Genomic DNA, 20,698 nt, shown 5'->3' on the forward strand with positions numbered 1-20,698 from the left:
TATTTTCTCTTATAAATTAAAAATAAACACAATTCTTTTTTTATGATATGTTGCTTCTCAAACACAATGTTGTGTTTTTGATTAAATCCAAACACTCTAAAAAATTATAATCCATTCCTATATTTGATTTATATAGGTATAAAGTTTGGCATTTATTTTGCTCATTCATTTAAAATCCACAAAATAGGTTTAATAATGAGCATCGAATTTGTAGGTATGGTTTTCCCTAACCAATGGTCTGAAACCAAAGGAACACGAATTGGCCATAAAATTGACCTTGAATATCTACGTTACCACGCACGGGCACATGAATATGCGGGTTTTGATAAAGTCTTAATTGCTAGCGGGCCAACCAGCCCAGACAGTGCACAAATCGCAGCATACCTTGCCCAACATACAGAACGTCTTGGATTCATGATTGCCCATCGTCCTGCACTCCTCACTCCAAATCTAGCTGCACGTTCTTTTGCTACGCTTGACCATACTACAGGTGGTGGAAGAATCCGTTTACATGCAATTACCGGAATTACAGCGGAGCCTCAAGAAGGCGATTATATTGTTGATAAAGTTCAGCGCTATGAACGGACGGGTGAATATCTAGATATCATCCAGAAACTTTGGAAAAGTGATCAACCGATTAGCTATGAAGGTAAATACTTTAAGTTAGATAATGCTTTTTGCCCGTTAAAGCCTGTCAACGGTACAATCCCGATTTCATTCGGTGGTTCATCAGACATCGCTTATGATATTGCAGTCCGCCATGCAGACCTGTATTCACTTTGGGGTGAGCCACTGGCTGGAGTAAAAGAGCAAATTACTAAGTTGAAGCTCGCAGCAGAAAAAGCCAATAAACCGCAGCCTCCTGTTAGCTTATCTGTACGTCTTATTATTGGTGCAACCGAAGAACTTGCTTGGCAACGAGCAGAACAGATTCTTGCAGATATTCAAAATAATCCAACTTTTCAAAATAACGGCACATTGTCGGGACATAAAATCAAAGGCATCGGTTCACAGCGCTTATTAGCAGCAGCCCAGCAAGGTGATCGACATGACCGCGCATTATGGATGCCAACCGCAACTGCTGTAGGAGCTTATGGCGATACGACTGCCCTAGTTGGTACACCAGACACCATTATTGCCTCATTACTCGATTATGTAGATTTAGGGGTGACGACTTTCTTAAATCGGGGCTACGATCCGATCTATGATACGGTCGATTATGGTCGTTATATTATCCCCGCTGTACGTGAAGAGGCAGCCACAAGATTAAAACAAATCGCTTAAACATTTAAAGCAAAAAGCCGCTTATTCAATATCCTTGAAAGCGGCTTTTTTTAATAAAGATTTTCTTCAGTGAGAAAATCTTTATTCCATCTTTTATTGCAAGTCAGGTTTACAAATAGCCTGAATTTTCTCTCCCGCAATCACCTTTTTAGCAAACGGAATTGAATCTTTTAAGGAGGCATTAACAGTTTCGCTATGTCCTAAGCCATGATACAAATGACCTTCGACTATTGTACCGGCTTTACAAGCATCTGCCACTAGCTTCATTTGAGAACGAGCATCTGGAGTTCGGTCATTTGCCCCTGTCCCAATAAATAATGGATGACTGATTTTTAATGTAGGGTAATAACCATAAACATTTGACTGTTTCTCTTGCAGCTTTTTATAGCTTGCCGGCGGATTAGGTTTATATGCTTGTGCTGGCGAAAGACCCGCAGTTTGAATATCCCCCATAAAGCTTGTTAAGCATGCATTTCTTGCTTGTTCAACTAAAGGCGCTGCTTCAGGTGTGAAAATATCTTCTGTTTTAATTTCTGGATATAAACTTTGTGTCACTAAAAAACTATAGATGCCATAAGCCAGTGATGGGCTGACTTCGTAAGGATTTAACTTTAACTGATTTTTTTCAGGCGTCGCTTCAGGATCTTGATAAATCACGCCTGTACCAATTGAACCTTTAATATTTAAGTCAGGTGCGTACGTTGCCGAATAGGAAGAAGCCGCAACAGCCCCAGCGCCTCCTTGTGATTGGCCAACAATCACAAACTTATTAGCAAGTGGCAACTTAGTTTTTAAAGCAGCTCTACCACTATCTAAAATACTATAGGCTAGCATTGGGTTATTAATTAGCAAGTGCGGTCCTGCAACACCTAACCCTTCATAATCTGTGGCAACAACAGCAAATCCTTCTTTAAGCCAACGATTTAAATATTGTACATCTCGGTATGATCGTCCACTCCAAGATGGTGCACAAGCATCTGCCAACCCTACAGTACCATGCGCCCATAACACCACTGGCCAACCTTCTTTTGGTGGAGTTCCTTTTGGTAAGTGAATACTTCCTGAAACCACTATAGGTGTTTTGCTATCTTTACCACTCGTAGAACTATAGAGAATTCGAATAGCCTGACTGTCATTTGCTAAACGAATATAAGGATTATGAATCGCTTCAGTTTTTAATAATTTTCCTGCCTGTTCAGGAATAGCTGATTTCCATGTATAAAACTCGGAAACTCGGCCATCTCCATATTTATCTTCAGGCGCAGGAGCTTGTTGAGCGGTGGCCAAACAACTAGAAGTTAACATCGTTGTGATTAAAGAAAACTTGCATAAAGTTGATAAAAAAGTATGTTGCATTGTTATTTACCTTAAAAAACTGTCTCATCATTTTTGATTTAAAATTCGTAACTTACGCGGCCATATAAATACGTTCCAAATGCTCCTTCAGGCGCATTAAAACTATATTTGACAATGTTGCCGACTGAAGAATCTTTGGCTTGATCAGGATGGCTATTAAATAAGTTGATCGCCCCTAAATTGAATTTCAGGCCTTTCACGAATGCATCCGCTTTGTAGCCAATATCCAAATCTGCAATCCACTGAGGGTCAAAGGTTTGGTCTAGTGCAGTATTGGTATTATTTAAAGTGGTCCATTTATCGTAGCGACGGACAGCCGTATTCACGCTCCAAGCTTGATTTGACCAAAGTGCGCCAAGCGTTAGCTTTGTTTTTGGTGCAGCAGACTCAATGAGGCTTTGTGTATTTCGTCCTGCAATGCTTGAAACAGGAATTCGTTCACCTTTTGCAGTAATAGAATCTCGAGTTTCGGTAATTTCATTTTTGTTATAGGCCAGACCAAGGTTCAGATTTAACTTGCCATATTGTTCAAGGTTTAAATCATGCTTAAGCGCGAGCTCTAAGCCTTGAGTACGTGTATCTAGTAAATTATTAAAGAACGCTACATTGGCAATATTCGAATACGGTGTATTTGAAAAAGCATTGGTAATTACACTTCCAGTAATATTGTCTGAAAGCAAAATACGATTTTTAATATCGATTTGATAAAGATCTAAAGTTGCTGATGTATTAACAAATGGCTTCCAAACAAAACCTAAAGAATAATTCGTCGATTTCTCAGGTTTAAGAGCAGTTCCGCCAATGAGTAAAGCCGCCTCACTTCCTGCAACTAAAGTTCTTTGTTGAACATCTTGCCAACCTGAAGGGGTCTGCACTGTTTGTACGCTATAAGCCGAATAGCCCTGCTGTGCCAATGACGGTGCTCTATAGCCTGTATTTACTGAACCACGTACCGTAAATTTAGGTGATACATCATATTTAGCAAATATTTTCCCGTTCGTTGTCGAACCAAAGTCTGAATATTTTTCACTCCGGACTGCTGCTCCGACATTCAAGTCTTTAATAATATCTGCTTCTAAATCTAGGTAGATACCGTAAACATCGCGGCTAATTTTTCGTTCATCTTGATCTGTAATTCCGGCATATATTCCTGGGACACCAACGCCTAAAGTTGTGCTTGGATTGAAATATGGACCGCGGGTATAGGCAATCGGATCACCAGCATTTTGCTTATATTGCTCCCAACGATATAAAACCCCTGTAGATAACGTGAGTGGGCTTGCTAACCAGTCAATTGCAATAGCACGGCTGTAATCTAGCCCTGTATTTAATTGTGAAAAAATATTTTCACCCAAGTCATAGTTTGAAGGAGAATTTGGCCCGTAACTTGGATTAATGCCATTGCCTTGTTCTGTGCTGACTTTATTTTGTCCATAGGTTGCATAAAGATCATATTTACCTGACTTCTGCTCCCCTTTTTTAACTCCAACTGTCGTTGCAAAATCATCTACAGTGACTAAGCTTAATGGTGAGCGTCCATCTGGATAACGTTCTTTAAAATAGCTGGATTGATTCAGTACGGTTTTGGTTGTTGGAGGCTCATAAAAGTTTTCCCCTATTGTTTTACGGTGTCCATAGCTACTAAAACCATAAAGTGCAACGTCATCTGTCAAAGGTAAATCTAGATTGGCAGTCACATTGATTTGATCTTTTTGTTCGGGGGAGCCAAATTTCCAAGTTCTATAGGGTGTATTTTGTTCTGTATATTGAGCCTTGGTTGAACCATCATAAAAAGTTCGCGTATCAGGTGCCGTGTTACTTGCCGCTTCACGTTTGCCTAAATCTAATGCAACCGTCAATGCACCATCATTAGGGAGCGCAAAACCTTTCCAAAGATTAACTTTATGTTGTTCACCATCTCCTTGAGTATAGCCACCCGTTTGATAGCTTATGCCACCTCCATGATCTCGTGATTTCAAAATAATATTAACGACACCGGCGATTGCATCTGAACCATATTGTGCCGCAGCACCATCCCGCAAGATTTCTATACGCTCGATCGCGCTCACTGGAATTAAACTTAGGTCAGTTACCGCTGCGCCTCTTCCACCTGCATAGGCTTGGCGGGTGAAATAAGCGGATGTATGACGACGTTTTCCATTAATTAAAATTAGAGTTTGATCAGCAGATAATCCTCTAAGTGCAATACTTGGCGGAACCGATGCCCCAAAACCACCTGCTGGAGAACTCGGTAAAGTCACTGAAGGAGACAGCCGTGTTAATGCTGCTGCAAGATCAGTTGCACCAGTCTCTTGTAACTCTTTAGCAGTTAAAATATCAACGGGTGCAGGCGCATCAAGAGAGCTACTGATTGCTCGTCTAGAGCCTGTGACAACCACAGATTGTAATGTGATGGCATCCTCTTTCTCTGGCAAATTCTTTTGATCATTTGCCAAAGTAATTGAGGCAGTGAGTGTACTCAGTGCAAAAATTGAGGAGTGAAGAATGAATTGAGAAAAATATGTATGCATATTAGCTTCCTTAACGATCTAGACCGATATAGCAAAGCCGATGCCAAATCTTTTATTATTTATTATCAATATATTAGGAAGATTAAATAAAAGAATCATTGTTTAAATTTAAACAATGATTCAAAAAAATGTTTATAAAACTACAGTTGTGAAATTTGCAAATCGCTTAAATAAGTTGGTTTTGTAAATATGACTGATATAACTGAAAGTAAGCCGACTGTTGCTGTATTAACTGCTCATGCGAACCTTCTTCTACGACATGGCCATTTTCAATCACTACAATTTTGTCGGCCTCACGAATGGTACTCAGCCGATGTGCAATGACAATACATGTTCTATTTTGGCATAAGCGTCTGAGCGCATATTGTATTTTTTGCTCGGTATAAATATCGATTGCAGAGGTGGCTTCATCTAGAATTAATATTTTGGGGTTTGCCAAATAAGCACGAACTAAGCAAACAAGTTGCCTTTGTCCATGACTAAGATTTTTACCAAGCGCTCCCACTTCGGTGAAATAGCCTTGCGGCAGTTGTTGCAATATCTCGTCTGCCCCTAACTCTTCAATAACTTGGATAAGTTTCTGATCTGAAGCATCAGGTTGAACTAGACGTAAGTTATCTAAAATAGATCCACTAAATAAAACATTATCTTGTAAAACAATACTCACATGCTGTCTTAAACTTGCGAGATGAATACTCTGTATTGGATAACGGTCTAGAAAAATTCCACCCTGCTGGGGTTCATAAAATCGAGTTAGCAACTGAACCATGGTGCTTTTGCCATGTCCAGTTGGGCCTACAATCGCAATTATTTTTCCAGCTTCAATGTCCAAATTAAAGTTTTGTAAAACAGGTTTGTAAGTATAGGCAAAATCTACCGACTGAAATCGAATATGACCATTCAACTGTTCGAGTTTCACAGCATTCGGTTGTTCTTGAATCGTAGACTGAGTGTCTAAAAGTAAAAATATTCGCTGCGCACATGCCGCCCCATTGGCATAGCGCTCAAATAGATCGGTCAGTTCCTGTAAGGGCGCTAAGAATAAAAATACATAGAAAATACTCTCTGCAAATTGCCCTATACTAATCATGCCGTCACTATAAGCATAACTGCCAATCACAATGAATCCGGCAGTAGCTAGAGTCGAAAGCAAACCTGTAAAGGGAGCAAACCAACTGGTCCGCTTGCTGCCATAAATAATAGAATTATTAAAGTCTTTTAATAATTCTTGATAACGAGATTGATTGGTTTCAGTGTAATTTAACTGCTGAATGATTTTTGCTCCATTTACTGTTTCAACCAAATGAGCAGTAAATCGACTGCGTTCCTCCGCAACTCGTCCCCAATGTTTTTGTGATGACTTTTTAAAAATAGCGGTCATACCAAATAAAATGGGTAGCATCGCAAATAAGCACCAGAAAAATGGTGGATAGATATGCCAAAGAAGTACTGAAGCTAATCCACAACGCAAAATTGTCGAAAGTAACTCTGGTGGCCCTTGTATTAAAACAGGCTCTAGCGTTTCAACATCACGATCGGCCCGTGAAATAATCCTGCCAGCCTTGGTACGATCAAAATAACCAATATTTAAACTTTGGATATGCTGAAATAACGAACGTCTTAAACCATTAATCACTTTCAAAGCTGCTCGGCCTGAAAGATATTTTGATACGCCCGCTAAAGCAAAACGACAAATCCAACTCAAAGTTAAAATGCTAATCGCAATGAATAAAACAGGCTGATTCAATGCCATTTTTCCAGCAATGTGTTGAAAGCCCGAATCTAAAATATATTTCACTACCCAAGGCCGAACAAAAACGCTCATCACTTGTAAAATTTCTACTGCAATTAACGCAAGCAGTAAGTAACGGATGGGATAAATTAAAGGAATAAGTTTTTTTAGCATTCCTCTATGAATTGAGGCATTTGCCAAATTTTCTTCAATTTGTAGATCAGCTGATTTTGCAAATGGGCGGAAATTTTTAACATTAGTATTCATGCATCAATCTCCTGCTGCTCTAACTGAAAACCCATCAACTCTCGATAAAACAAACAGTCTTGAACCAATTCAGCATGTGAACCTTGGGCAATAATATGACCCTGATCAAGCACAATAACGCGATCAGATAAAGCAATCGTGGTTTGTTTATTAGAGTTAATAATGATTGTTTTCTTAAAATGATTTCCATCATCAGAAAGTCCTGATAGGCGTTGTAAAACTTGTTTTTCTGTAGTCGCATCTAAGGCACTGGTGGAATCATCTAGCGCTAAAATTGGCGAATTTTTTAAAATAGAACGGGCCAAAGCAAGTCGTTGTTTTTGTCCTCCAGACAAGGTAACGCCCTTGTCCCCAATCAATGCGTCTAAGCCATGATCAAGTCGTTGTAATAGTTCAGATGCAGAGGCTAAATGTAAAGCCTCTTTCATCTCTTGCTCCGTTGCATCTTGCTTAGCAACTCTTAAGTTATCTGCCAGTGTGCCACTAAAAAAGAAATTTTCTTGAGGAATGATCTGAACCAAATGTCGTAATTCAAATAGGCTCAAATCTTTAATATTCGTCCATCCCATTTGCTCAGAACCAATCAAAACTTGCCCTTCCGTTGGGTCAATAAACCGATTCAGTAAATTCATCAAAGTCGTTTTACCTGAGCCTGTCTTACCGACAACAGTAACGATTTCACTTGTTCGAAATTCAACACTGCATTGCTTTAAAATATAACTTTTTGTTGTTTTATCCTGAAAGCTGACATTTTCTAATTTAATGCTTAACTCATCACGCCATTGCAATGTTAGAGGATATTGTTGATCTTCAATTGCGGACTTCTCATCTAACATTTGCCAGATTCTTGTTGCAGACGAACGCGCATCAGCAAAAATATGTAAGACCTGACCAATGCTTTCAATACGAAACACCAATAAATTTGCCATGAGAATGGCAGCAACAAATTGCCCTACTTGCAACTGATTTTGACCAATTAAATAAGCACCAAAAGCAATGACCCATAAGTAAGAACCTGCAATAATCACTTGTGGAATAGGAAGTCGTTTCGCACTTGTCTTGATGGTCTGAATAGAATGATGAATAAATAGATCTACAGCATGGTTAAAACGTTGTAAGAGTTTCTCTTCGAGTTGAAAAGCTTTGACTACCCGAATTCCATTGACGCTTTCTGCCAATGTATCGCTGACTTTTTCATATGCAGATGCAACTTGATGGTCCAGAACCACCAATTGATTGGTCAGTTTAAATAGAACCCAAAGCCCTAAAAAAATAAATAATAAAGGAACTAGGCCAAGCCAAGGATGATACCAACACAAGAGCCCAACGGTTACGGTAACAACCAAGCTTGACTCAAATACTTGACGCCAAAAATTGATGAGCGCTTCTTTTAATTTATCTGAATCACGTGTTGTACGAGATAATACTTCTCCTAGCCCATGTTTCCAGTGCCATGAAACATCTAAATGCTGTACTTGGCTAAAGATTCTTTCCCTTAAAATACTTAGCAGTTGCTGGCCAATGGTTAAAGCACTTAACCCTGCTAAATATTGAATAACAGCTCTAATACTTGCAATACTCGTAAGTAGAATGAACCAAAACCAAGGATTTAAAGGATCAGTGATAGCATGCTGAAATAAGGTTGCTCGTTCACTATGTTTTAAGGTATCAATCGCATGACCGATTGAATACTGTTGAAGTGCTAACCCGATATTTGCGATAACAAATAAGGTCGCCGTCAATACAAAACGAAATGGCATAAAACGATATAAAGCCAAACTTCGCAATAATGGATAATTTTTAAACATAAAAGATAGTAAAAATTTAAGATTCCGTTTTATTGCGAGATTCATGCCAAATTAATGATCTTAAAAAATATTTTAAATTATTGTTTTATATTGTTTTTATAGAGCGCTATTTATGGGGGTGTTGTTTTTAAAACACCAACGCAATTCTTGTGTTGTAATCGCAACAAAATTTGATATATCAACATCATAAAAAAAGATATTAAAAATAATTTATAAATATCAATAAATTAATGAGTGGCATCAATTTTGCTTTAAAGCATGAAAACCACAAAAGGATGTCACGATGACAACACTTCAAACTCAACCATTAAACACACTTTGGTATACACGCTGCCCCGTACCAACTGGTCTAGGCATTTCAATTCAAAAAGGTTGGCTCAAAGAAAAATTTAATGAGCAGCAGATTGAAATAAAATCAATTCGAGAATCAAACTCCAAAGATATTCGTAACTCCCATTTTAACCATACCCTTGCCAACTCAGTTCGACATGGCGGCAGTATTCCTGCAATTTGGGCATATGCATCTGGTCAAAAAACCAAAGTGATTGGCTTATCTTGGGCGGATGAAGTTCAACTATTGTTAACGCGCTACGATTCAAACATCAAAACTGTTGCAGACTTAAAAGGCAAACGTTTTGGTATTCCACTGAATCAAGATGCAATTATTGATTTCTCGCGTGCACAGGCGATTCGTGGTTTAGAGAATGCCTTAAAAACAGTGGATTTGAAGGTAAGCGATCTTGAGTTGGTTGATTGTTTACGAGCAGATATTTTAGCCGCACAGCAACAACAACCTGAAGAAAATGATTCTAGTTTTTATGGTAATCGCAACAAAATTAATGCAAGTGCAGAAATCGTGGCATTAATTAAAGGTGATGTTGATGCTATTTTCCTAAAAGGTGCGCATGCTGCACAAATTGCTCATGATTTCGCCCTGCATACCATTATTGATATTGGATCACATCCAGATCCTATTCTACGCTCTAATAATGGAACACCAAGAACACTTACTGTCGATGAAGATTTTCTAACGCAATATCCAGAGCAAGCCCAAGCGATTGTCGATGCTGTTTTACAAGCAGAACAATGGGCCCATGCACATGCTGATGAAACCCATCGTTATTTGGCAAAAGAATGTAATAGTAGTGAGCAATGGGTTCATGCGGCGTATGGTGCAGATGCGCATCTGAAACTGAATACTAACTTTAATGAGACTTCTATTATTGCTTTACAAGACTTAAGTGACTTTCTTTATCGCTGGAACTTTATTCCTGCACAGATTAATGTTTGTGAATGGCTGGCGCAGGATATTTCTATTCAAGCTCAAGTGGCTTAATACTTCAAAACAAAAAGGTTGTCTTGATGACAACCTTTTTTATTTTTAGAATCCAAATTCAAGTAACCGTAAACTATCGTAGTAGTTGGCATGGGTAATGTTAATCTCTTTAACAACAATTATTTTAACGGAGTCTTATCGAGTTTTATCCAATTTTAGGATTAGCTTTCAGCTGGAGTTACTTTGGTTTCGCCCAAAGTAACCAAAGGCATTGTCATCTGCAAAACCTGTTCTTTTCTTGGATTTATTAAAACCTCTCGTAGAAACAGTCTCTTGTTTAAACCATGCAGGTTGCAGATGACGTTTCCGAGTATCATATTTACTTTCGAACTCGGGTTATTTATTAAATTTAGTCACATTTTCCGCCTGTTTCTTCAGAAGCACTGAGTTGTATTCTCCTGGTGGAATATTATTTAAATAATAATTTCCAACATGATAGAGCCTCCAGCGAATTGGATCATGCGTGGTGTGGGTTCGTGCATTACGCCAGAAACGGTCTAGGTTCCATTTCGATAAGGTTGAACTTGCCCCGAGTAATCCAAAAATTTCACTCGAAATTTTTAAAGATGCATGATCAGACTGACTTCGTGTAGCAGCAACCGATAAAATCAGTTCCGTTTGTAAGTCTTCATCTTCTACATTTGCCAAATGCTGTTCAAAAATCTGTGCTGAACGATCTAACAATGCCTCAGCAGAACGAACTAAAACAGCAAACTCACCAATTTGTTTAATAATATGAGATTCATGTGTAGGTGAATCGACCCCACTTTCTACCCAAGGTCGAGTATGATGTTGTAAATAATCAATCCCGCCTTGTAATGCCCCTTTGGCAATTCCTGTGTCCATTGCAGCGTGTAAAATCTGAGGCCAAGTGAGTCCTGTACGTAAAACAGTGCCTAAACCACCTGTATTTCGCTTAGCAACATAACGTTCATCAACAATCACATCTTTAAAATTAACAGTGCCACTGACGCTATTATTTTGTCCCATTGCATCCCAGTCATCGAGCAACTCTACTCCCTCTGTATCTCGATGAATTAAAATCGAGACTGGTCCATCATCACTACTAGCAAATAAAGAAATCCATTCTGCGAGTAAAGAACCCGTAGAATAAAACTTACTGCCATTTAAAATTAATTGTCCTTCTGCATTTCGTTCTATACGTGTTTTATGCTGAAACTTATCTTTGCCTCCCACCTCTGCAAGTGCATTGCCCAAACGCTTTCCACTTAATACATCGGCAAGTAATTGATCACGAATTTCATCGTCATAGCCAGTTAAAATTCCTCGGAACATAGTGAAGTGAATCTGTAATAACTGCCCTACACCACCATCGGCAGATGAAATAATTTTCACCACATTGACCAATGTTGAAATACTGGCACCTAAGCCTCCAAATTGCTTGGGCACAATAATCGCGGTTAAACCAGCTTCTGAAATTAAACGCGCCTGATCATAAGGGACAGTCTTGTTATAACTTGGATCTCGAGCAAATTGATTCAGTTGATCTGCCACCTCTTTTGCAATCTCAAGTGCTTCTTGCTCGCTTTGAATATGTCTTACGCTACCTAATTCTAAAAAACTGCGTTGGTTAATATCGTTCATTTTTAACTCCGGAAAATCTGTTCTTTTTATGCGCTAACTTCTAGTACGTTGTTTTTAAACAAGCTTGGCGCATGTGTAAGCAAAGTTTTGGTATATATATGTTGAGGACGACTCAGCACTTGATCTGTTTCACCGTATTCAACAATATGTCCATTTTTTAATACGGCGACTCGATCTGCGATTGCACGAACAACCCCTAGGTTATGGGTCACAAATAGTAAGGTCACCCCTTGCTGCTGAAGGTCTTGTAACAGTTTTAAAATAGATGCCTGAACTGAAACATCTAAAGCAGACGTAATCTCATCACAAATCAAAACATCAGGTTGGCACAGCAAAGCTCGCGCGATAGCCACACGTTGTCGCTCCCCACCCGATAAATCTCTTGGATAGAGTTCTTGAACTTGTAGAGGCAGAGAGACTTGTTTAAGTACCTGTGTGACTTTTTCTATGGCTTCTTGTCGAGATGCTCCAAAGAAATGCTGCACGACCTTAATTAGTGTCTGACCAATCGTATGCGCTGGATTCAAGGCTTTATAAGGGTTTTGAAAGATATATTGCAGTTTATGTCGCTGCTGCAAATGGCGCTGTTGCCCACGTAACGACAAGACTTCATCTGCTAATGTAATTTGTCCATCTGCATTTTCATTCAGGCCAGCAATGACACGCGATAAAGTCGTCTTACCCGAACCCGACTCACCAACCAATGCTAAACATTCGCCTTTTTTGAGTTGAAATGAGATATCAAAAAGAGCCTGTTGCTGCCCATACCACGCATTAATATGTTCAACTTTCAGCAGTGCTTCTTGATCAGTTTCTCGTTCAATAACCTGATGATCAAGCTCTTTAAAATTAATCACGCCAACATGATCCGAATGGTGACAAGCAACAAAATGCGGGTCAAACTCATCTTTTAATTGAGTTAATTCAGGTTGTTTTTGACGGCATATGTCTGTGGCGAAAGTACAACGTACTGCAAAAGCACATCCGGCTGGACGCTCATTTGGTGAGGGTGCGTGTCCTTCAATTGGAGATAAATATTTACGAATGGCCACATCGGGAATGGCGTTAAGTAAACCTTGCGTATAAGGGTGTTTAGGGGTTTCAAATAGTTGGGTTAATACCGCATCTTCAGCAATTCGCCCTGAATATAAAACAATCACCCGATCTGCAATATCTTTTACAACCGTTAAGTCATGCGATACATAAATAGCAGCAACATTATATTCACGGCATAATTTACGAATGATGTTCAACACCAATGTCTGTGTCGTCACATCTAAGGCGGTGGTTGGCTCATCTAAAACAATCAAACGTGGCTGTAATAAGAATGCCAAGGCCAATAAAATTCGTTGTTGCTGTCCACCTGAAAGTTGATGAGGATAACGCTTGAGAAATAGCTCATCATGAGGTAACCCCACTTCATCTAAAATTTTGGCTACTTTCTGGTATTTTTCAGCGCTTGATAACTGGGCCTGATGGACTTCTAATAATTCAAATAAATGTTGACCAATACTTAATGCTGGGTTGAGTGCCGTTCCAGGATCTTGAGCGACATGACTAATTTTATAGCCACGAACCTGACGTAAAGCATGATCATCTAAACTGAGAATATCTTCATCATCCAGTTCAATAGTTCCTTGAATAATCTTGGCGCCATGTCGTGCATAGCCCAATAAGGCACTCGATAATGTCGTTTTACCAGAACCACTCTCTCCGACCAGACCTAAAACTTCACCTTCTCGCAAGCTAAATGAAATATTAGAAACGATGTGATTGCCGGTGTTTACCAATGCCACGGTTAAGTCTGTTACGGTCAATACTGTATTTTTAAATGTATTTGCCATATTTATTTTTCCTCAATCCGAGCTGCTGCACGTCCAACGCCCTCAGCCAATACATTCGTTCCGAGCGCAAACAAGGCAATTAAGATGACAGGAGCAAACACGGCCCATGGTTGAACTAATAAACCAGCGCGATTTTCATTAATCATGAGCCCCCAATCTGCTGCTGGAGGTGCCACGCCATAACCTAGAAAAGCCAAACCAGATAACATACCCACTGCCCATGTCAGCATCACACCAAGATGAATGAGTAATGGCGTCAACATATTGGGTAAAATTTCACGGAATAAAATATAAGTTTTTGAATAACCAAGAATTCGGGCAGCTTCGATATATTCCTGTTCCACTAAATTAAGTGCAACGCTTCGTGCAAGACGCACGACTCCTGGAATAAAAGCTATTGAAACCGTTAAAACGATGAGCCAAGGCTGTCGACCTAACATCGAAACGATAAGTAAGACCAAAATAAGATCAGGAAAGGCCATAAAAACATCAGTCAGCCAAGTTACGAACTGATCAATCTTATTTCGGGCAAAAGCAGCTAATATGCCTAAACTAGAACCAATAACTAATGCGACCAAACTGGCAGCTAGCGTCATCCAGATAATTGAAGCACCGCCAGCAAGAACACGTGACCAAACATCATGACCAATATAGTCATAACCTAAAAATGATTTTCCTTCGGGTGGTCCATAAGTCATGCCGACCAATGCCGTAGGTTCAAATGCAACAAATAACGGTCCAACCAATGCGAAAATCAAAACTAGGGCTGTGACTACAAATCCAAAACGTACTTGTCTTTCACGGATTAATGTTTGAAAAAAGTTTCTTTGGTACCAATGAAGTGAGCTCATTTCCCACCTCCTTGCTGAATATTCTTTAACGCATTGCGACGATCGACAGGTTTTACCGTAATTGGTCGGCCAGACTTCCATAAACGTAATGCCTGACGTCGCCCTGGTGAACGTGCTTTATGTCTTTTTGCAGTTCGTATTTTTGGTGTGAGTAAAGTCGTGATTAAATCTGCAATTAAATTAACAACCACCACACAAATGGTGAGCAATAAAACGATTGCTTGAATGGTCGGGATATCCCTCATTTCAATTGCTGCATTAAGTGCATTACCAATACCGGGGTAACTGAAAACCACCTCAATAATGAGAGCACCACTCAGCAAAACTCGTATGGTCAATGCTGTACCCTGCACCACAGGAACCAATGCATTAGGTAAAACATGTTTCCAAATAATCCGGCGCTCAGGAATACCACGCAGTCGTGCAGAGGTCACATATTCCGACTCTAGCGCATCAATCATGGAACCACGCACTAAACGCATCAGATATGGAATGAGTGATAAAGCTAAAGTTAAAATTGGTAAAATTAAAAATTCTAGCTGGCTATAAGGCGACTCATTAGGAATCAGCAACGATGCGGCTGGCAATATGTGTAAAACCGATGTTGAAAAAAACATCATTAACCAAATCGCAATAACAAACCCCGGCACCGCTTTAAACACAATAGAGCTAGAGACAATAATACGATCGAGTTTGCTATCGCGATGAAGCGAGAGCCACACACCTAACACGACTGAAATCGGTACAGTAACGACAATCACGAGGCTCGTGAGTGCAACTGTATTACCAAAATAATTCTTAATAATTTCTAAAACAGGCACATTGGAATCAATCGAGCGTCCAAAATTACCTTGCAACAATTGACTCAACCAATGCCAGTATTGAAGTAATATCGGATCATTTAATCCCAATTGTTCACGAAGTATTTGTACCGTCGCTTCAGGCGCTTCTGGTCCTAAAATGACACGAGCCGGGTCAGATGGAAGTGCTTGTGTCGCAATAAAGACAATGAGACTAATAACAAATACAACCAATACCCCTGACACCAAACGTGTCAAAAACCAAGGTAACCATGCAGGAAATTCAAATGACTTGGCAATTGTTGGTTGTTGAATAGATGCTTCTATTTTGCTGGATTGAATTGTCATATCGGTTACCCTCTACGCCAGAATTCATCTGTACGCCACGCAGCAAAACCAGTGCGATCAGGCGTTACACCACCAATTTGGTTCGAATGTGCATCAAGGACATTATTAAAGCCCCAAATGAGTAAACCACCTTGCTCATGTTGAATATGCTGTGCTTCATGAACAAGAACTTTTCGTTTTTCCAAATCGGGTTGTTGCAATGCTGCATGCACTAGTTCCGTAAAACGCTCATTCTTAAAACGAGTTTTATTATTTGCCGCACCTGGCCCATCAATTTGCAAGACTGTTAATAAGAAAGGACGTGAAACGTTCGAGCCTGTACTAAATGCCCAATCTTGTTTTACTGCATCCGCAAAAGTAGCAGCCTCAACCTGTTTAACATTAACAATGACACCGGCCTGAGCAGCATGCTGAGCAAAAACTAATGCAGCATTGCTATCTGGGCCTGTATATAAATCGACCGTTAGACTGTTATTAAAACCAGCTTCTTTGAGTAGCGCTTTTGCTTTATTTAAATCTTGCTTGCGCTGCGCAATACTGTGGTCATATACAGGATCGCTAAACGAATAAAGGTCATTTGCAACTCGTCCTTGCCCAGCTAAAGCACGTTTGACCAAATCGTCTCTATTGGCAATCAATCTAAAAGCTTGTCGTACCCGAGGATCATTGAACGGCGCTTTAGACGTATTCATATCAAAGGATTGCCAAGCATCGGTTTCCGATGAAACGAGATTTAGCCGTTTATTAGATTGAATTAAAGCAATATGCTCGGCACTTACCCCAGAAGCAATGTCAATTTGACCAGATTGCAAAGCAGCAAGACGCCCTGTCTGATCCTTAAAATCAATAATTTCAATTGCATCAGCATAAGGTTGATTTTCTTTCCAGTAATTTTCAAAACGTACGAAACGTGAACGCTGACCAGGTGTAAAACTTTCAAGCTTAAAGGGGCCAGCTCCGACTACATTTTTAACTGGGTCATAATCTGTAGGAACAATTCCACCCCAGCTCATCCATGCTTCTGGTAAAGCAACCAATCCCTTTCCTTGAGAAAAAGGAATTTCAACGGTGTATTCATCGCGCTTTTTAATTGCATCTCTTTGCAAAGAATAAAGATAAGCTGCAAATGGTGAGGCAAGTTTGGGGTCGGTTAAGCGCCGTAAAGAGAAAATAACATCATCGGCTGTAATGGTTTTACCGTGGTGAAATTCGAGTCCTTTTTTTAGGCGAATAGTCCATTTCGTTCCGTCATTATTGGGCTCAGCAAATTCAGCAAGGGCGAGTTTTGGCTGAATATCTCTGCCCCATTCCCATAACTTTGCATATAAAGGCCAACCTCTAAACGCACTGGACATACCAATAGGTTTATGTGCATCTAAGTTGCCTGCTTGGTTACCATTAATCACTCCAATTTTAATAACACCACCTTTTTTCGGCGTATCATTTTGGGGTGAAGCGGCAGTGGCGCTTTCAGACGATGAAGAATCGGGCTTAGAACATCCTATAAGGCTTATTGCAGCAAAAGCACCAACACCTAATCCAGTCTGTTTGATGAGTTCTCTACGTGTAATTTTATTCATGCCTTCTCCCTTAAACCACGACTTCTTGATTCAAGAGGGAATCAATGGATGAATTTTTATTTAGCTTAGGTAACTCAAAACCATGATCTAGCTCTAATAATGGGAACAATAAATCTGCTACCCGATAGGCTTCTCCAATTAACGGAAACCCAGACAAGATAAAGGCTGATACACCATAGCTTTCGTATTCTTTAATCCGTTTGGCAATATTTTCAGCACTACCCACTAAAGCAGTCCCTGCGGCTGGGTTTAAAATATCGAAACCAAATAAAGATGGGCCAGTCCAAACATTAGGATAAATTTCAAAATCTTTAGCTTGAGGCAAAACCCCTTGTCGTAATTGTTCTAAGTTTTTCTGAATAGAGGGGTTATTGCTTTGATAACTCTCAAAACTTTCATTTGGAGGAAGCTGTCGTTTAACAGCTTCGATTGCATAATTTACATCAATCTTGTCAAGTAACGACTGAGCATATTGCCAAGCCTCTTCTTCTGTTTCCCGAACAATAATTTGTAATCGAGTACCAAATTCTAAAGTTCGGCCAATTTTTGCTGCCTCAGCCGCAACCTTACTAAACTTTTCTCCCAGTAATGGCGGTGTATTCGCAAAACTTAAATACACATCTAACAATTCAACAGAATGCTGAACGCCTTTGGCAGAAGTTCCTGCTCCCCATAAAGGAACACCTTGTTTTTGAGTAGGACCGCGCCATTTGGACATTGGAGATCCACCCTCTAAGCGTGGAGCAATTTGAATAAACTCGCCCTCAAATCCCGAGGTATCACCTAAGTAGTTTTGTTGAAATGCATTCCAGTATTCTTTACTAAAGTCATAACGCTCATCATGAGTATAGTGAATGCCTAAAGCTGCCAAACCCTTATCATTTCCATTAACGACATTAAATAACAAACGCCCTTTAGAAAATGCATCAAAAGTTTGCGCATATTTTGCCAAAACTGCTGGCTGAATTTCTCCGGGATGTTGGGCAACCAGAAACTTTAAACGTTCAGTAAATGGAATTAAACTTGCAGCAACAGCAAGTGTTTCATACTCACTTGTACCCATGAGTGAACCGTAAAAACCAAGTCGATCTGCGGTAATCGCAATCTGTTGCAAGTGTTCATAATCGGTATCCCACCGCCCAGATTCCAACCATGGATATGGTCCATCTGGAGAAGTGAGATACCATAAAAGTTTTACAGCCATAGTATTCTCGATCTTTATTTTTTAAATCTTTATCTAATTCAGAGGAAGTAAGCCCAGCGATTTTGCTTTTTCAGTCAATCCGCTCATTTTCCATTGCTGATGTAAAACCCCTTGCCCGTATTCTCGGCTGCCACCGACTAATTCAGCGAGCAGCTGAATTTGAGCACCTTCTTCAAGCAATAAAATAAATTCAGCAGTTTCCTGTAGTCCTTGGCGTCCCCATACAGTCGCTCCGCCATTGGCTTCTAAGATGGCCCGATGTTCAATATCAACTTTGAGCTGATCTAAAATAAAATCCACTTCAGCTTGACGGCGATCAATATAAATCGGCAACTCTTTAAACAAATGAAAGCGCTGAACAGGCACATAACGGATCGGTAACGTACGATGGGTTTGAGCCCAAGCGCCTAAATTCGGCGCGTGTACATGAGATATTGTGGTGACATCTGCATGCTCTTTAAAAAGCTTGTTATAGCGCCCACCTGCACTTTTTCTTCCCAGTAAAACTTCACCATCAATTGTCTCCACCAATACTTTGCTTTTTTTATCTTTAGACCACGGCCCTGCATAGTTAAAAGTAACTAAGGTATTTTCAGGCCCACGTTCAACAAAATTAACGGTTCCGTTTGCAGTAATTGTTCTTGTTTCACGGAATACTTCAAAAGCAAATTCAGCTTTTTCACGGTTCAATTCGATAAAGTCATTGAGTTCGCGAGACAATGGCGTTTGAATAAGTGTTGTCATGATCAAATCCTCTTTAAAATTTTTTATTTTGACGACGTTTTAAAACTTCGAGTAAAGGACGATGATCAACCCATGTTTCAATATCGACATCTCGCTCTAAGAAACCATGCAACCAAAGAAAATCTTTTTGTTGTTTTAAAAGCTCTAAACGATCTTCACTTAGTGAGGGATGTAAAGACTTATGAAAATTATTTCGATAGGCTGTAGCAACACTCTCTGCCCCTGCAATCGTTTCATCTTCTAAAATTACCAAGACCTCATCTAAGTGATCTTGTGCCCAATCTGCGGTATCAAACAATTCTTCAAGAAAATCGACGACCACATCAAAATGATCTTCTAACAGGTCTTCATGGACCGTAATGGGACGAGGTGTACCGTTATTAACACGAGAAGTCACATCTTCAAATTTATCTAAATCAATCCCAACTTTTAGGCCACGTTTAGTTGCAGCTTCAACAGCAGAAGCTCCTTTTACATACACGGCATCAACTGCACCTGTAATTAATGCATCAAGACCTGACCAATACGTACTCGCATCACGATTTTCTTTAGATCCAGCACGTTCAGGTACTTCAATAAAATTCACATCACGAAAAGTGAGATTGGCAAGTTGTAAAGCACCACGAATACCTTGCAATGACATGGCTCTAAAAATACTGCCAGCACGTTTGTCAGCATATTCTGGTAAAGCTACTTTCGCATTTTTTAAATGCTCTGGCTGGCTAATATCTGAATCAGGTCGCACAATAATGACTTGCCACTCATCAATCCAAGTCAATCCAATGAGTCGGCTTGGCGCGCCTTCAGAGCGTGCAGCTAACGCAGGTACATTTCCACCCTCTCGGAACAGAGCTGGCAATTGATGATCAAAATGATGAACCGATAACCCTTTACGCGCATCTTGCAAGACGGCAACATCAATGCCGTGTTTTTCAAACTTTTTAACTAAAGTACCGCGTTTTAATGAAATACCTGTTGCTGTGGGTACTGGACATCGAGTGACCCAAATTTCAGACAGGATGTTTTTTACAAATTCTTTAGAATTTTCTTTTTTATCTACTACAAGTGACATACGGATTCCTTAGGATAATTCCACTTTCATCAGTCACATTGAGCAGCTTTTATGCCAATTTAATTTATTTTTTATTTTCAATTATTTATGCAAAAACAGCAGAATTAGATATGTTTATATTTCATCATTTTTCAAGGCTAGTGTTGTTTTATCAACAATTATTTTAGACAAATATAACTTTCAATATATTTGTTATAGCTAATTTTTTAATTCAACAATTTTTCAGGAGACCAGAGCTCTATCTTCTAGATATAAGTAACAAAAGCAACTGCTACAGTATGACTCAAAAATTATTATTGCGTAGATCAAATACGATGAAAATTTATTTAATAATAC

Annotated in this window: 14 protein-coding genes; 2 read left to right on the forward strand and 12 right to left on the reverse strand. The window is 39.5% G+C overall.

Annotated elements, in window-relative coordinates:
• Positions 1 to 195 precede the first annotated feature (195 nt).
• A complete protein-coding gene (locus tag ACH63V_RS15930; RefSeq protein ID WP_396464028.1) occupies positions 196 to 1,284 on the forward strand; it encodes an LLM class flavin-dependent oxidoreductase in 1,089 nt (362 codons plus the stop codon).
• A 93-nt stretch (positions 1,285 to 1,377) separates the two neighbouring features.
• Here the strand turns inward: ACH63V_RS15930 and ACH63V_RS15935 are convergent, their stop codons facing one another.
• The 4 genes from ACH63V_RS15935 to ACH63V_RS15950 all read right to left on the reverse strand — a co-directional run bounded on the left by ACH63V_RS15935 (position 1,378) and on the right by ACH63V_RS15950 (position 8,978).
• Entirely contained in the window at positions 1,378 to 2,589 is a 1,212-nt protein-coding gene (locus ACH63V_RS15935) for a lipase family protein (protein ID WP_396464039.1), read from the reverse strand.
• Between the two features lie 89 nt (positions 2,590 to 2,678).
• Positions 2,679 to 5,171: a TonB-dependent receptor plug domain-containing protein gene (locus ACH63V_RS15940; protein ID WP_396464029.1), complete on the reverse strand. Its 2,493-nt coding sequence runs from the start codon at positions 5,169 to 5,171 to the stop codon at positions 2,679 to 2,681.
• A gap of 166 nt (positions 5,172 to 5,337) precedes the next feature.
• On the reverse strand, positions 5,338 to 7,170 hold the full coding sequence (locus ACH63V_RS15945) for an ABC transporter ATP-binding protein (protein WP_396464030.1): 1,833 nt from the start codon (positions 7,168 to 7,170) through the stop codon (positions 5,338 to 5,340).
• Positions 7,167 to 8,978 carry an ABC transporter ATP-binding protein gene (locus tag ACH63V_RS15950; protein WP_396464031.1) on the reverse strand — a complete coding sequence of 604 codons (1,812 nt, stop codon included), beginning with the start codon at positions 8,976 to 8,978 and terminating at the stop codon, positions 7,167 to 7,169. The genes ACH63V_RS15945 and ACH63V_RS15950 overlap by 4 nt, the downstream gene beginning before the upstream one ends.
• A 283-nt stretch (positions 8,979 to 9,261) precedes the next feature.
• Between ACH63V_RS15950 and ACH63V_RS15955 the strand changes: the two genes are divergently transcribed.
• Positions 9,262 to 10,314 carry an ABC transporter substrate-binding protein gene (locus tag ACH63V_RS15955; protein ID WP_396464032.1) on the forward strand — a complete coding sequence of 351 codons (1,053 nt, stop codon included), beginning with the start codon at positions 9,262 to 9,264 and terminating at the stop codon, positions 10,312 to 10,314.
• 336 nt (positions 10,315 to 10,650) lie between these two features.
• Here the strand turns inward: ACH63V_RS15955 and ACH63V_RS15960 are convergent, their stop codons facing one another.
• From ACH63V_RS15960 to ACH63V_RS15995, 8 genes are read right to left on the reverse strand one after another with little or no spacing between them, the layout of a single operon-like run.
• Positions 10,651 to 11,919 (reverse strand): acyl-CoA dehydrogenase family protein, encoded by a 1,269-nt coding sequence (locus ACH63V_RS15960; protein ID WP_396464033.1) that lies wholly within the window; start codon positions 11,917 to 11,919, stop codon positions 10,651 to 10,653.
• Positions 11,920 to 11,945: 26 nt separating this feature from the next.
• A complete protein-coding gene (locus ACH63V_RS15965; RefSeq protein WP_396464034.1) occupies positions 11,946 to 13,763 on the reverse strand; it encodes a dipeptide ABC transporter ATP-binding protein in 1,818 nt (605 codons plus the stop codon).
• A 2-nt stretch (positions 13,764 to 13,765) separates the two neighbouring features.
• A complete protein-coding gene (locus ACH63V_RS15970) occupies positions 13,766 to 14,614 on the reverse strand; it encodes an ABC transporter permease (RefSeq protein ID WP_000096369.1) in 849 nt (282 codons plus the stop codon).
• On the reverse strand, positions 14,611 to 15,762 hold the full coding sequence (locus ACH63V_RS15975; protein WP_174744795.1) for an ABC transporter permease: 1,152 nt from the start codon (positions 15,760 to 15,762) through the stop codon (positions 14,611 to 14,613). The genes ACH63V_RS15970 and ACH63V_RS15975 overlap by 4 nt, the downstream gene beginning before the upstream one ends.
• Positions 15,763 to 15,767: 5 nt before the next feature.
• The gene (locus tag ACH63V_RS15980) at positions 15,768 to 17,342 is read right to left on the reverse strand and encodes an ABC transporter substrate-binding protein (RefSeq protein WP_396464036.1); all 1,575 of its coding nucleotides are present in this window, start codon (positions 17,340 to 17,342) and stop codon (positions 15,768 to 15,770) included.
• 10 nt (positions 17,343 to 17,352) lie between these two features.
• Positions 17,353 to 18,546: an LLM class flavin-dependent oxidoreductase gene (locus ACH63V_RS15985; RefSeq protein WP_396464037.1), complete on the reverse strand. Its 1,194-nt coding sequence runs from the start codon at positions 18,544 to 18,546 to the stop codon at positions 17,353 to 17,355.
• 33 nt (positions 18,547 to 18,579) lie between these two features.
• Positions 18,580 to 19,290, reverse strand: a complete 711-nt coding sequence (locus tag ACH63V_RS15990) for a class II aldolase/adducin family protein (protein WP_000209266.1) — start codon at positions 19,288 to 19,290, stop codon at positions 18,580 to 18,582.
• A 13-nt stretch (positions 19,291 to 19,303) separates the two neighbouring features.
• Complete coding sequence (locus ACH63V_RS15995) at positions 19,304 to 20,362, reverse strand: ABC transporter substrate-binding protein (RefSeq protein ID WP_396464038.1); 1,059 nt, start codon at positions 20,360 to 20,362, stop codon at positions 19,304 to 19,306.
• Positions 20,363 to 20,698 lie beyond the last annotated feature (336 nt).

The organism is Acinetobacter sp. ABJ-A23_2 (assembly GCF_044538765.1).
Taxonomy (GTDB): Bacteria; Pseudomonadota; Gammaproteobacteria; order Pseudomonadales; family Moraxellaceae; genus Acinetobacter; species Acinetobacter nosocomialis_A.

What these genes read in the sequence shown, in the direction of transcription:
- ACH63V_RS15930 (WP_396464028.1), top strand. Translation starts at nt 196, where the DNA reads ATGAGCATCGAATTTGTAGGTATGGTTTTCCCTAACCAATGGTCTGAA.
- ACH63V_RS15935 (WP_396464039.1), bottom strand. Translation starts at nt 2,589, where the DNA reads ATGTTAACTTCTAGTTGTTTGGCCACCGCTCAACAAGCTCCTGCGCCT.
- ACH63V_RS15940 (WP_396464029.1), bottom strand. Translation starts at nt 5,171, where the DNA reads ATGCATACATATTTTTCTCAATTCATTCTTCACTCCTCAATTTTTGCA.
- ACH63V_RS15945 (WP_396464030.1), bottom strand. Translation starts at nt 7,170, where the DNA reads ATGAATACTAATGTTAAAAATTTCCGCCCATTTGCAAAATCAGCTGAT.
- ACH63V_RS15950 (WP_396464031.1), bottom strand. Translation starts at nt 8,978, where the DNA reads ATGTTTAAAAATTATCCATTATTGCGAAGTTTGGCTTTATATCGTTTT.
- ACH63V_RS15955 (WP_396464032.1), top strand. Translation starts at nt 9,262, where the DNA reads ATGACAACACTTCAAACTCAACCATTAAACACACTTTGGTATACACGC.
- ACH63V_RS15960 (WP_396464033.1), bottom strand. Translation starts at nt 11,919, where the DNA reads ATGAACGATATTAACCAACGCAGTTTTTTAGAATTAGGTAGCGTAAGA.
- ACH63V_RS15965 (WP_396464034.1), bottom strand. Translation starts at nt 13,763, where the DNA reads ATGGCAAATACATTTAAAAATACAGTATTGACCGTAACAGACTTAACC.
- ACH63V_RS15970 (WP_000096369.1), bottom strand. Translation starts at nt 14,614, where the DNA reads ATGAGCTCACTTCATTGGTACCAAAGAAACTTTTTTCAAACATTAATC.
- ACH63V_RS15975 (WP_174744795.1), bottom strand. Translation starts at nt 15,762, where the DNA reads ATGACAATTCAATCCAGCAAAATAGAAGCATCTATTCAACAACCAACA.
- ACH63V_RS15980 (WP_396464036.1), bottom strand. Translation starts at nt 17,342, where the DNA reads ATGAATAAAATTACACGTAGAGAACTCATCAAACAGACTGGATTAGGT.
- ACH63V_RS15985 (WP_396464037.1), bottom strand. Translation starts at nt 18,546, where the DNA reads ATGGCTGTAAAACTTTTATGGTATCTCACTTCTCCAGATGGACCATAT.
- ACH63V_RS15990 (WP_000209266.1), bottom strand. Translation starts at nt 19,290, where the DNA reads ATGACAACACTTATTCAAACGCCATTGTCTCGCGAACTCAATGACTTT.
- ACH63V_RS15995 (WP_396464038.1), bottom strand. Translation starts at nt 20,362, where the DNA reads ATGTCACTTGTAGTAGATAAAAAAGAAAATTCTAAAGAATTTGTAAAA.